Here is an 11895-nt window from a genome sequence, read left to right on the forward strand (position 1 = left end):
CCGGCCGGGCGGCGGGCGCCCGGCCGTTTGTCTTTGGTGATTGACGCAAGCGTGATTGTGCCGCGTCGCGATGGCCATTTTACCGGCATGAAAACAAGGCAATAGCGGGGTTGCGCGGGGAGTGGACTTGCCTACACTCTGCGCACCAAATCGAGGCGCCCGTACCCGTGCTGAACCGCATCTATATCATCATCGGCGTGCTCGCCATTATTGCGCTCGCCGGAGCCTTCATTGCCCCCCGGTTCATCCAGTGGGGCGACTATCGTGACCGCATGGAAGCGCTGGCCACCGAGGCGCTGGGCGAAGACGTTACCATTCGTGGCGACATCGAATTCTCGCTGCTGCCGCAGCCGCGATTGAGCTTTACCGATGTGGTGGTCGGCTCGATCGAGGCGCCGGCCGCTACGGTCGGCGCAGTCGAGGCTGATTTCTCGCTGATGGAGTTCCTGCGCGACAATTACAATGTCACGCGTCTGGTGCTCGCCCAGCCGGTCATAGACCTGACAATCGACGAAAATGGGCTCTTTGGCAGTGGCATCGAGGTAGCGACCGGCAAGTCGGCAGTGTCACTGGCGCAGGCTTCGATCATTGATGGCACTGTCCGGCTTGAAGATGTTCGCACGGGCGAGCGCTTCGTCGCCGCCAATCTCGATGGAGACCTCAGGCTGGCCAGCTTCAGCGGCCCGTTCCAGTTCCAGGGCACGGCTGAATTCAATGCGCAGCGCTATTCGCTGCGGTTCAATTCGGCACTGGTCGATGTCGATGGCAATACGCGCATCAGCAGCTTCCTGCAGCCGGTCGATGGGGCGTTTACACTATCGAGCGAAGGTATTCTGTCGACCGGCATCGCGCCCAAATTCGATGGCGCCATCGTCCTGCGCCAGGCGCCGCCTGCTGCCGAGCCGGCCGCCGGTATTCGCGGTGACCTGGTATTCGAGAGCAAGGTGCAAGCCTCGACCGACCGGATTGTGCTTTCGGGCTATGTGCTGCAGCCGGACGAGAACCGCGCAAGCGCGCGACTAACCGGCGCGGCCAGCATTCAATTGGGCGAGAGGCGCAGTTTTGACGCGGTGGTTTCGGGTGGGGTGTTCTCGCTGCCGCCGCGCGACGCGTCTGAGGACGCGACGCTCCTGCCATTTGAGTTGGTGCGGCTACTCGATGAACTGCCGCCCCCCTTGCTGCCACCGATGCCCGGAAGGGTGGGAGTCGACCTGGCAGAGGTCGGATTGCGCGGATTCTCGCTGCGCCAGGTCCGGCTGGATGCGACCACCGATGGCACCAGTTGGGAGATCAGCCAGGCCATAGCGCACCTGCCGGGCGATACGGAGGTGCGGGCCAGCGGCAGTTTGATTTCCAATGAGGGCCTGCCGGGGTTCACCGGACAGGTTTCGATCAGCAGCCAACGGCTGGACGCCTTGGCGGCGCTGTGGCGCAAGCCGGGTGATGACAATCCATTATTCAATGTTCCGGGCTCGCTCGAGGGCAAGGTGATGCTGGGCGGAAGTGCACTGGGGCTGAGTGGCGGCGTGCTGACATTGGAGGAAACAGCTCACGCGGTGGACCTGAGGCTGGGCTTTGCCGATGAGCGGAGGCTCGATGTGACCGTCCATTTTGCCGATCTTGGTAAAGCGGAAAGTGCCGCGATGGCGGCGTTGCTGCCAGATACGTCGGGTGCTGGTTTTGCAACCAGCTTTCCAGATGGCAGCTTTACGGTCAGCGCGAAATCGGCGCGGATTGCCGAGCAGGTCGCAACGACACTGGTCGCAGAGGGGCAATGGGGCGATGGCCAGCTGCAATTCACCCGTCTTTCGGCGCAGGACTTTGGCGGCGTTGGCTTCGAGGTAGCATTGACGCTGCAAGGCACTCTGGCCGATCCGCAGGTTTCCGGCTCGGGTGTCATTCGCGCCGGCACGGCGGATGCGCCGGCTTTGGTGGCGCTCCATGATCGGGCCGATACCCCAGCGTCGTGGCGCGACGCGCTTGCGCTATCGCTGCCCGGCGAAGTGATCTTTGATCTGACGCCTGCCAACACCGAAGGCGCGCAGACATTGACGCTGGGCGGCCGGCTCGGCGTCGCCGATCTGGATCTGACGGCGCAGCTTTCTGGCGGCTTGAATGGGGCACTGACCCAGGCTCTGCGGATCAACGGCACGCTGGAATCGCGCGACCCGCCGGCGCTTACCCGGCAACTGGGTTTTGGCGACGCGGAGGTTTTCCCCGATGCCGGTGAGATTATGGTGGCTCTGAATTTCGTCGGCGTGCCGGGCGAGGGGCTCAAGAGCCAGGTCACTGCCAGCGCGGGGGAGGAATATCTGAGCTTCTCCGGCGACCTGCTGGTGGCTGGCAATGCCGAGATTGAGGGGACCGGAACCATTGAAGGCAAGCTGGTCGAGGCTGCCGGGCTGGCCCAATTGGCTGGAGCGCGCGGGCTCAGCCTGCCGATGGCAGAAGGTCACGCTGACCTGCATTTCGAAGGCCGGCGGCTGGCGCGCCTGACTGGGATCGAAGGCCGCTCGGGTGAGACTGGGTTCACTGGCGAACTCTCGCTGTCGCGCACCGGCGGCAGCGCCATGGTTGCGGGCGCGGTGGCGCTGGATAGTGTCGATGTGACCGCGTTGGCTGCGGCCATGTTCGGTCCGGCGGCCTTGATCCGGGGCAGCGGGCCGTGGCCGGATGGCCCGATCGATATTGGCGATACGGCCCGCAGCACGCGCGGCACCGTCGCGGTGACTACGCCTGCTGTCACAGTCGGTGGCGCTTCGATGATGCGCGATGCCAAGTTCGATCTCAGTTGGGACGAGACTCGCATGCGCCTGGCGCGGTTCGAGGCGGGCATTGGCACCGGGAAGGTGACGTTCGACGTCTCGGTCTGTTGCTCGGGCCCGCTGGCGGACAAGACCGTGGCCGGTCGACTGACGCTGGACGGCGTTGGTATCGACGAGATTGCGCCGCCCGCTCTAGCGGATGCTTTGGGTGGCGTGATCGATGGCGGACTGCGCTTTGAAGCGACCGGTGCCAGCTTTGCGGCACTGGCGCAGGTGCTGGCGGGCGAGGGCAATTTCACCATTGCCGACTTCACCGTCGACAAGCTTGATCCCGGGGTCTTTGCCACGGTTGCGGCGCTGGACGGTGTGCTGGAAATGGACGCCGATGCGCTTGGAATCATCATCGGGCAGGGGCTGGAGCAGGGGGCTTTCAAAGCCCCAGAACTGGCTGGCGCGTTCACGATTGCCGGTGGTGTTGCCCGGCTGGCCAATTTGATTGTCGAAGGCGATGGCGCCAGCCTAGCCGGCGGCTTGAACCTGACGGTCGAGACGCTGGGCCTCGATGGCAGTTTTGCGATGACACCGCTCGGCTTTGATGACCCCAATGGCCTGGTCGATGCCAATACGGCGCGAATTGTGACCCGGCTCAGCGGTACGGTCCCGGCTCCGGTCAACGCACTCGATCTCGATATCATGGTTGCGGCGCTACAGGTTCGCGCCAATGAGATCGAGGTGGATCGGCTGGAAGCACTGCGCGCTGAAGACGCGGAACGCCAACGCGCCGCCGCCGAGGAACGCAATCGGCTGATCGCCGAACAACGCCGCATCGCCGCCGAGGAAGCCGCACGACTGGCGGAGGAGGAAGAGGCGCGGCGGCAGGAAGAGCTTCGGGTTCAGGAGGAACAGCGACTTCTGGAGCAGCAGGTCGTGCCGCCGGCTGAGGCGCCGGTGACGACAGGGCCGCTGGATTTGAGTCTGCCACCGATCAATGGGCAGTTCCAGGGTGGGGGTATTCAGCCGCAGTTTTAAGGCGTGCTGGCTAGGGTTACGCAATTGCAGCCGATCGCAAACGCGCTCTTTGTCAGGCGATCGCTCAACAAACACCGCGCTGTCCGCGGGCTTGACCCGTGGACCGTTGACCGCTTGTGCCGAGTTGAGAGTGACCCACGGGTCAAGCCCGTGGGCAGCGCGGTGATGGAATGAAGTGACTGGGAGCGGAAAGACGCTAGACGCGGCAAGGGGGGGCAGCACCCACTCCGCTATTCCACCTTGCCCTGATACCATTCCAGCACCGCAACTCTCACCGCTGACGATAGGTTCGTGGTGGCGCGGCGTTCATCGATGGTGCGGATCAGCCCGGCAAGCGGCTGCTCGGCCTCAACAGCCATAGCCGTCAAGGCCGCCCAGAATTCCGGCTCCAGGGCGATGCTGGTGCGGTGGCCGGCGATGGAGAGCGAGCGCTTTTCCATCGCAGGCTGTCAGGGCTTTTTGCGGAATGCGTCGAGGCTGACGACCTTTTCGCCGCTCTGCTCGCCGTCCTTGGCCGTCTCGCCTTCGGTGGCGCTGACTTCGGCATCGCTTTCGTCCTCTTCGTCAGCGCCGGGGACGGTGCCAACGGGGTCGAACTGCAGGCCGAACTGCACGGAGGGGTCGAAAAAGCCCTTGATCGCCGAGAAGGGGATGACCAGCATTTCGGGCTGCCCGTCGAAGGACAAACCGATTTCAAAACCGGTTTCGGTGACCTTGAGGTCCCAGTACTGGTTCTGGATGACGATGGTCATTTCCTTGTCGTACTGGCCGAGCAGCTTCTCGGACAGCCGAACGCCGGGGGCGCGAGTCATGAAGGAGATGAAGAAGTGATGCTCGCCGGGCAGACCGGTCTTGGCAACTTCAGACAGCACTTTGCGGACGACGCCGCGGAGCGCTTCCTGAGCAAGAATGTCATAGCGGATCAGATCTTCGGCCATCGGCGCCCTTCCAGCATTAGCGGGAGGAGAATCCCGATTTCCCATATCAACCTCGCCATCCCGAAGATTTCAAGGACAAAGGCGTATCAAGCTCGATGATTGATGCGTGGCGGCTTGAGGGAAGGTGCAGGCTTCTGTTGCCAGGTGCCTGCGGACCCCGCCTGTCGCCCGGCTAGGAGCGGAGGACTTAATTTCCCAATGCTAGCACTGCTTACGCAGCGAGAGCGACTGGAGCCTTATGGTTGTCATTTGCAACTATAAGTTTCGGACCGATAACGGTGGTACCTCACCGAGCAAAAGCACACCCTTTACGCCCTCGTCGATCCTGTTTCGCCCCCATTGGCTGCCCCGTTGCCGGGTAAGATGGTGGAGGCGCCGGGTACTGCCCCCGGGTCCGAAAGGTTTATTACGATGACAGTTTATCGCCATAGCTCTTGCGAGCCCCTCCAATATAGGGAACCCCAAGGCAGTATGCAAATCGCGATCGCGTTGAGCTGAAATTGTCCCCTGCAATGTCGGTTCTGCAGGGCTGAGCGCTAGCCGTTCCAGGCCATGCCCATGTAAACGCCGCCGGTCTCCAGCTCCTCGAGCAACTGCCTGAGGTGCTTCTGCTTGGTTTCCTCGCGTTTGACCTTGTTGATCCACAATAGATAATCGTTGCGCTGGTAAGGCGGGCGGGCATCGTACTTCTCGCGAAGGCCGCTGGCTTCAAGGGCCTCGGCGACGAAGTCTGGCATGTCCTCGCGTTTGCGCAGGGGGCGCTGCACCGGGCTCACGGCAGCACCGCCTGAGCTTCGATCTCGATCAGGAAATCGGGATTGGTGAGCGCTGCAACGCGTATGCCGGACACTGTGGGCGGATGGCCGCGATCACCCCATACTGCCATCCAGGCACCGAAGCCCGCGCGCAGGTCCGCATCCTGCCGGATGTAGATCGTCACCTTCACCAGGTCCTCAAGCCTGCCGCCGGCGGCCTTGAGCACAGTCTGGAGGTTTTCGAGGGCCTGTTCCGTCTGCCGGGCGGTGTCGTCCTTGCCGATGATTTCGCCGCTGGCGTTGACGCTGTTTTGCCCGCCGATCAGCAGCATGCGGGCGCCAGCCGGCACAATGATGCCCTGGGAAAAGACGGGGCTTTTATACATTCCATCTGGATTGAGATGTTCAATGGGCATGATCGTCTCCCTTGGCTTTGGCCCTGTGGCCCGCCCATGAGCGATTCTGAAACTGGTCTCACGGGCTTGCAGTGTAACTGGTTCTGCCGGTTTCTGGTTGCGTCAATCTGCGCCCGGGGGAGGGAGCCGCTTGAACCTGCTGCAGGCGCCCCCGATCCCTCTTCTTCGTCGTCAATCTGATCTGCAGATGATGTGGGTGAAGCGGCTGGTGGAAAGGCGACTGGAGTCGGAGCCAAAATTGGCCGAATCGAACTAGGATTAAGGTCATGCAGCCCTATCATCGCCTCCTCACCGATATCCTCGAAACCGGCGTCGACAAGTCCGACCGCACAGGCACCGGCACGCGGAGCCTGTTCGGCTACCAGATGCGGTTCGATCTGGCGCAGGGTTTTCCGCTGCTGACCACCAAGAAGCTGCACATCAAGTCCATCGTCTATGAGCTGCTCTGGTTCATTCGTGGTGGGACCAATGTGCGCTGGCTGCAGGAGCGTGGCGTCAAGATCTGGGACGAGTGGGCCGACGAAAATGGTGATCTCGGCCCGGTCTATGGCTCGCAATGGCGCAGCTGGCCGGCGCCGGATGGCCGCAAGATCGACCAGATCGCCAATGTGCTGGATTCGATCCGCAACAAGCCGGACTCGCGCCGCCACATCGTATCGGCCTGGAACCCTGCCGAGATCGACGAGATGGCGCTGCCGCCGTGTCACTGCCTGTTCCAGTTCTATGTGGCCGATGGCAAGCTGAGCTGCCAGCTCTATCAGCGCTCCGCCGATACCTTCCTCGGCGTGCCGTTCAACATCGCCTCCTATGCGCTATTCACCCATATGGTGGCGCAGGTCTGCGGGCTGAAGGTGGGGGATTTCGTCCATACCTTTGGCGATGTGCACCTGTATTCCAACCATTTCGAGCAGGCCCGGCTGCAGCTGACCCGCCAGCCCAAGCCATTGCCAACGCTGACGCTGAACCCAGCGATCACCCGGCTGGAAGACTTCACATTCGAGGACTTCACCATCACCGGCTACGACCCAGATCCGCATATCAAGGCGGCGGTCGCGGTATGAGCCGGACACTGTCGGAGCTGACTGTCTTGTTGGCCCAGGTGTCCGACATTTATGCCGACCGCAACGACATCACCAGGGATGATGACTGGTTCATGCTCAAGCTCCAGGAAGAGCTGGGTGAGCTGACGGCCGAGCACCTCAAGGCATCGGGGCGAGGGCGGCTCAAGGGTGCCTCCGCCGAAACGATCAAGCAAGCCAGGGCGGATGAGGCGGCCGATGTGCTGGCCATGCTGCTGCTCTATGCACGGCACAACGCGATCGATCTCGATGCGGCGCTGGATCGCAAATGGTATGCGCATTTGCCGCGTTGAGGCCGGTTGCCTATGGTGCCTTTGTCTATGGTACCCTGCGCGAAGGCGCGCATGCGGTTGCACAATGCCCCGTTCTAGCGCTACTTCATTGTAATTATTGTGACTTTTGGAGGCCTGGCGATGAAGACGTTGTCCACTTTGGCGCTGATGCTTGCCTGCGGCGTCGCCCTGCCAGCTGCGGCCAATGATACGGCGGCGCAGCTGACCACGGGGGGCCTGGAGTTCATCACCAATCAGGATATCCAGATGGTGAGCGAGGAGCTCTTCATCTCACGGGAAGAAATCCGGGTGATCTACGAGTTCCGCAATAACGGCCAGGTAGACCAGAACGTGCTGGTGGCCTTCCCGATGCCAGACATCGTGCCGGACTGGTGGTCGCCGACGGCGTTTCCCGATGGTCCGCTCGACAATCTGTTCAATTTCCAGACCACCTTCAACGGCCAGCGTGTCGATGCGACGCTGCATGAATATGCCATCGCCGCTGGTGTCGACCGTTCCAGTTACCTGCGCGAAAAGGGACTGTCGCTGGTGTCATTTGCCCAAAGCACCAGCGCGGCGACTGACGCGCTCGATGATGCGACCACCGCCGAGATGCTGCACCTGGGCCTGTTGGTGCCCGATCAGCACGACCTCGGCGATGGGATAAAAGATCACTTCTACCCAACCTGGACCTATCGGGCCACGTATACCTGGGAAGGCGATTTCCCGGCTGGCGAGACGGTCAAGGTCGAGCATCGCTACACGCCAAGCGTTGGCGGCACGACGGGCGTGACCTTCCTCAGCGAACCCTATGAAGGGTATGACCCGGCCGCTGACTATGCCAGGAAGTACTGCATCGACGAGAGCTTCATTGCCGCCGTGCGCAAAACGCTCAAGGACGAGGAAGCCCCCTGGTCGGCGCCATTCTTCGAGAGCTGGATTTCCTATATCCTGACAACCGGCGGCAATTGGAGCGGTGGGCGTATCGAGAATTTCCGGCTGGTGATCGACAAGGGAGATCCCGAGAACCTGGTCTCCTTCTGCGGCGATAATGTCAGGAAGATCGGTCCGACCACCTTTGAAATGGTGGCGACCGATTTTTACCCGGAGAAGGAAATCGAAATCCTGATCCTGGAGCGCCACGAGGGGTTCTAGCTCGCCCCGACCCATTGCAATCTGAAAGTGCGTACATGTCTGCCGATGATCTTGTGATCCGCGCGGCCGTTCCTGGCGATGCTGCCCTTGTGGTGCAGTTCATTGCCGAATTGGCCGAATACGAAAAACTGAGCCACGAGGCCAAGGCCAAAGAGGCCGATATTGCCCGCGACCTGTTCGGGGATCAGCCGCGAGTGTTTTGCGAGATCGCCGAGTGGCAGGGAAAACCGGTAGGTTTCACGCTCTGGTTCTACACCTATTCGAGCTTTCAGGGGCGCCAGGGCATGTGGCTGGAAGACCTCTATGTCGATCCGACGATGCGGGGCAAAGGTATTGGCAAGGCACTGCTGGTCAATCTGGCGCGGCGATGCGTCGCGGAAGGGCTTGGACGCTTCGAATGGTGGGTGCTCGACTGGAACGAACCGTCGATCGAATTCTACAAATCGCAGGGTGGCGTGATGCAGGACGAATGGACCAAGGTGCGCATTGACGGGGAGGCGTTGCTGGCGCTGGGCAAGCCATGAGCGTTCGGATTGCCATGATTGCCGGCGTCGCCGAAAATGGTGTGATCGGCAGCGACCAGACCATTCCGTGGCGCATTCCCTCGGACATGGCTTTCTTCAAGCGCACGACGATGGGCAAGCCCGTGGTCATGGGGCGAAAGCAATATGAAACGGTCGGTAAGCCCTTGCCGGGACGTGCAAATATCGTGATTACGCGACAGACTACCTACCAGCCTGATGGGGTCATTGTGGTCCATGATCTCGCCACGGCGATCGAGCGAGGCAAGGCAATCGCGGCGGCTGACGGTGCCGATGAAGTGATGATCATTGGCGGCGGCGAGATCTATGCTCAGGCATTGCCGCTGGCCGATCGGCTTTACATTAGCCATGTGGACCTGCAGCCTGTCGGCGATGTTGTCTTTCCTGCCTTTGCGCATGAAGACTGGGCGGTGGTGGATTTGCCGGAAGTCGTGCCGTCCGAGCGGGATGAAGCGAGCTACCGCGTCAAAGTGTATGAACGGCGTACGTAAAGGAACGCCGCATTGATCGAGGGGGTGGGCTTCCCTATATAGGTCGAGAACGAATTCTTGAAATAGCTGAAAGGGACGCGATGCCGTGGGAGAGTAATGGAGACGGGGGTGGCCGCAACAATGGCGGCCCATGGGGTCAGGCCCCTGGTGGCGGTGGTGGACCGCGCCGTCCAAACGGCGGCAACACGCCCAACCTCGAAGAAATCCTCAATCGCGGACGCGATCAGTTCCGCGGCGGCATTCCAGGCGGCCGTTGGGCCATTATCGGTGGCCTGCTGGCGCTGGTAGCGTTCTGGGGCGTCAATTCAATCTACACGGTGGATCCCCAGGAAGTCGGCGTCGAGTTGCGCTTTGGCGCGCCCAAGCCCGACTTGTCCATGCCGGGTCTACATTTCCACCTTTGGCCCATCGAAACTGTTGAACGCGTTCCTCTGACCGTCAACCAGATCACGATTGGCTCGGCAAACTCCACTGGCACGCGGACAACAGGCGATGATGGCTTGATGCTGTCGGGTGACCAGAACATTGCTGACGTGCGGTTCTCGGTGTTCTGGGCGGTTTCCGACCCGGTCCAATACCTGTTCAACGTGCGTGATCCTGAAGACATGGTTCGCAATGCCGCTGAAAGCGCGATGCGCGAAGTCGTGGGCCGCCGTCCGGCCAATGACGTGTTCCGTGATGACCAGGCCGGCATTGCCGCCGAGGTCCAGCAGATCACCCAGGGTATCCTGGACAGCTACGGTCTCGGCGTGACCGTCAGCCAGATCTCCATCGAAGGCGCTGCGCCTCCGGCGGAAGTGGCCGATGCGTTCAACGAAGTTCAGCGTGCTGAGCAGGACGAAGACCGTGTGCAGGAAGAAGCACGCTCCTACGCCAATACGCTTCTGGGCGATGCGCGTGGTCGTGCCGCGGCGCTCCGCGAAGATGCCGCCGCCTACACCAACCGCGTGGTGCAGGAAGCAACCGGTGAGGCAGAGCGCTTCAACGCCATCTACGCCGAATACGTCAACTCGCCCGAAGTGACCCGCAAGCGTCTGTTCCTGGAAACCATGGAAGAAGTGCTCGGCAAGTCGGAAAAAGTGCTGATCGAAAACGGAACCAACGGACAGGGCGTCATTCCCTATCTGCCGTTGCCTGGGCTGCGCTCCGGCACGACCACCACTCCGGCGGGGAACTAAGCCATGAACAACCGTCTCATTATCATTGGCGCCGTCGTTCTGGCTGCTCTCTACGTTCTGTTCTCGTCCATGTATGTGGTCAACGAGCGCGAACAAGCCATCGTCACGCGCTTCGGCGCGATCACCGATATTCGCACCGAACCGGGCATCTATTTCAAGATCCCGACCGATTTCGTTGATAGCGTGCAGATCATTGAAGATCGTCTCCTGCGCCAGGACATTTCCGACCTGCGTGTCCAGGTTTCCGGCGGCGCCTTCTATGAAGTCGATGCTTTCCTCACCTACCGCATCGTAGACCCCAAGCTGTTCCGTGAACGCGCCCAGGGTCAGCTTTCGGTGGTTGAAGATCGTATCGCGACCCGCTTCGCCGCCGTATTGCGCCAGGTTTATGGCCTCCGCGAATTCAACGCCGCTCTCTCCGAGCAGCGCGCCCAGATGATGCTGGAAGCCCGTGACCTTATCCGTCCGGATCTCGAGCAGCTGGGCATTGAAGTCGTCGACGTGCGCATCCTGCGGACCGACCTTTCGCCCGATGTGTTCGAGCGGACCTATGAGCGTATGCGTGCCGAACGTCTGGCTGAGGCCGCCCTGCTGCGGGCTCGTGGTCAGGAACAGGCTCAGTCGCTTCGCGCTATCGCCGACCGTCAGGCTGTCGAAATCGTGGCTGCGGCAACCCGTGATGCGGAAATCATCCGTGGTACCGGTGATGCCGAGCGCAACCGCCTCTTCGCTGCGGCCTATGGGCAGGACCAGGAGTTCTTCGAGTTCTATCGCTCGATGGACGCTTACCGTAAGGCGTTGGCTGATACCGGCACGACTATGGTGTTGTCCCCTGATAGCGAGTTCTTCCGCTATTTTGGCTCCAACGGTTCGCTCCCAGCAGCCAATCCCAATCTGGCGACGCCGATCCAGCCGCAGGCGGCTCCGATCACCCCGTCGTCTTCGGGACCGGCCCTTGACGGACTGGGGATCGAAGAAAGCGTAGCGCCGAGCCTGACTCTGGATGATGGCTCGCAGCTGTCGCCAACTATCGGTACCGAAGTTCCGGCACCGGTGGAGGCGCCTGCCGCTCCGGCCGAGGCACCTGCGACCCCCGCAGTCAGCCCCTAAATAGCAGGCGGCCGGAAGGTCGCCTTGCTTCCGACTTGATGATGCCGGCATTGCTTGACGCGATGCCGGCATCACCTTTTCGTGCAGCCGTTTGCCTTGTGCAGGGCCGGTCCTTGTTCTTTTGTGAACCCATCGGTGGTCTGATCGGCCATCACCGAGGAGAAC

At 61.5% G+C, this 11895-nt stretch carries 12 protein-coding genes and 1 other RNA gene; 8 read left to right on the forward strand and 5 right to left on the reverse strand.

The genetic code is table 11. The features are described from left to right. Nucleotides 1–167 precede the first annotated feature (167 nt). Nucleotides 168–3794, forward strand: coding sequence for an AsmA family protein (locus BUA69_RS08430; protein WP_046134923.1), 3627 nt, complete (start codon nt 168–170; stop codon nt 3792–3794). Nucleotides 3795–4024: 230 nt separating this feature from the next. On the opposite strand, the gene BUA69_RS08435 is transcribed toward BUA69_RS08430, so the two are convergent. The 5 genes from BUA69_RS08435 to BUA69_RS08455 all read right to left on the reverse strand — a co-directional run bounded on the left by BUA69_RS08435 (nt 4025) and on the right by BUA69_RS08455 (nt 5903). Further along, nucleotides 4025–4234, reverse strand: coding sequence for a ribbon-helix-helix domain-containing protein (locus BUA69_RS08435; RefSeq protein WP_046134922.1), 210 nt, complete (start codon nt 4232–4234; stop codon nt 4025–4027). Between the two features lie 9 nt (nt 4235–4243). Beyond that, nucleotides 4244–4732, reverse strand: a complete 489-nt coding sequence (locus BUA69_RS08440; protein ID WP_046134921.1) for an SspB family protein — start codon at nt 4730–4732, stop codon at nt 4244–4246. Nucleotides 4733–4855: 123 nt separating this feature from the next. Further along, nucleotides 4856–5213: a transfer-messenger RNA gene (ssrA, locus tag BUA69_RS08445) on the reverse strand. 55 nt (nt 5214–5268) lie between these two features. Beyond that, on the reverse strand, nt 5269–5469 hold the full coding sequence (locus tag BUA69_RS08450) for a YdeI/OmpD-associated family protein (RefSeq protein ID WP_143154474.1): 201 nt from the start codon (nt 5467–5469) through the stop codon (nt 5269–5271). Between the two features lie 35 nt (nt 5470–5504). Further along, nucleotides 5505–5903 (reverse strand): RidA family protein, encoded by a 399-nt coding sequence (locus tag BUA69_RS08455; protein WP_046134919.1) that lies wholly within the window; start codon nt 5901–5903, stop codon nt 5505–5507. Between the two features lie 266 nt (nt 5904–6169). Here BUA69_RS08455 and BUA69_RS08460 point away from each other — a divergent pair, with 266 nt between their 5' ends. The 7 genes from BUA69_RS08460 (at nt 6170) to hflC (ending at nt 11730) form a co-directional block, all read left to right on the forward strand. After that, nucleotides 6170–6964 carry a thymidylate synthase gene (locus BUA69_RS08460; protein WP_046134918.1) on the forward strand — a complete coding sequence of 265 codons (795 nt, stop codon included), beginning with the start codon at nt 6170–6172 and terminating at the stop codon, nt 6962–6964. After that, complete coding sequence (locus BUA69_RS08465) at nt 6961–7275, forward strand: nucleoside triphosphate pyrophosphohydrolase family protein (RefSeq protein ID WP_046134917.1); 315 nt, start codon at nt 6961–6963, stop codon at nt 7273–7275. Before BUA69_RS08460 ends, BUA69_RS08465 begins: the two co-directional genes overlap by 4 nt. A 120-nt stretch (nt 7276–7395) precedes the next feature. Then, nucleotides 7396–8409, forward strand: a complete 1014-nt coding sequence (locus tag BUA69_RS08470; protein ID WP_046134916.1) for a DUF4424 domain-containing protein — start codon at nt 7396–7398, stop codon at nt 8407–8409. A 35-nt stretch (nt 8410–8444) separates the two neighbouring features. Then, entirely contained in the window at nt 8445–8933 is a 489-nt protein-coding gene (locus tag BUA69_RS08475) for a GNAT family N-acetyltransferase (protein WP_046134915.1), read from the forward strand. Beyond that, a complete protein-coding gene (locus BUA69_RS08480; protein WP_046134914.1) occupies nt 8930–9442 on the forward strand; it encodes a dihydrofolate reductase in 513 nt (170 codons plus the stop codon). Before BUA69_RS08475 ends, BUA69_RS08480 begins: the two co-directional genes overlap by 4 nt. Before the next feature lie 80 nt (nt 9443–9522). Beyond that, nucleotides 9523–10620: an FtsH protease activity modulator HflK gene (gene hflK, locus BUA69_RS08485; RefSeq protein ID WP_046134913.1), complete on the forward strand. Its 1098-nt coding sequence runs from the start codon at nt 9523–9525 to the stop codon at nt 10618–10620. Between the two features lie 3 nt (nt 10621–10623). After that, nucleotides 10624–11730 carry a protease modulator HflC gene (hflC, locus tag BUA69_RS08490; protein WP_046134912.1) on the forward strand — a complete coding sequence of 369 codons (1107 nt, stop codon included), beginning with the start codon at nt 10624–10626 and terminating at the stop codon, nt 11728–11730. Nucleotides 11731–11895 lie beyond the last annotated feature (165 nt).

Origin of the sequence: Devosia limi DSM 17137, from assembly GCF_900128975.1 — a bacterium.
In the GTDB taxonomy this organism is placed as follows: domain Bacteria; phylum Pseudomonadota; class Alphaproteobacteria; order Rhizobiales; family Devosiaceae; genus Devosia; species Devosia limi.

Coding starts and splice junctions, on each gene's coding strand:
- BUA69_RS08480 (WP_046134914.1), top strand. CDS start 8,930: ATGAGCGTTCGGATTGCCATGATTGCCGGCGTCGCCGAAAATGGTGTG.
- BUA69_RS08440 (WP_046134921.1), bottom strand. CDS start 4,732: ATGGCCGAAGATCTGATCCGCTATGACATTCTTGCTCAGGAAGCGCTC.
- BUA69_RS08465 (WP_046134917.1), top strand. CDS start 6,961: ATGAGCCGGACACTGTCGGAGCTGACTGTCTTGTTGGCCCAGGTGTCC.
- BUA69_RS08460 (WP_046134918.1), top strand. CDS start 6,170: ATGCAGCCCTATCATCGCCTCCTCACCGATATCCTCGAAACCGGCGTC.
- BUA69_RS08450 (WP_143154474.1), bottom strand. CDS start 5,469: ATGCCAGACTTCGTCGCCGAGGCCCTTGAAGCCAGCGGCCTTCGCGAG.
- BUA69_RS08475 (WP_046134915.1), top strand. CDS start 8,445: ATGTCTGCCGATGATCTTGTGATCCGCGCGGCCGTTCCTGGCGATGCT.
- hflC (WP_046134912.1), top strand. CDS start 10,624: ATGAACAACCGTCTCATTATCATTGGCGCCGTCGTTCTGGCTGCTCTC.
- BUA69_RS08470 (WP_046134916.1), top strand. CDS start 7,396: ATGAAGACGTTGTCCACTTTGGCGCTGATGCTTGCCTGCGGCGTCGCC.
- hflK (WP_046134913.1), top strand. CDS start 9,523: ATGCCGTGGGAGAGTAATGGAGACGGGGGTGGCCGCAACAATGGCGGC.
- BUA69_RS08455 (WP_046134919.1), bottom strand. CDS start 5,903: ATGCCCATTGAACATCTCAATCCAGATGGAATGTATAAAAGCCCCGTC.
- BUA69_RS08435 (WP_046134922.1), bottom strand. CDS start 4,234: ATGGAAAAGCGCTCGCTCTCCATCGCCGGCCACCGCACCAGCATCGCC.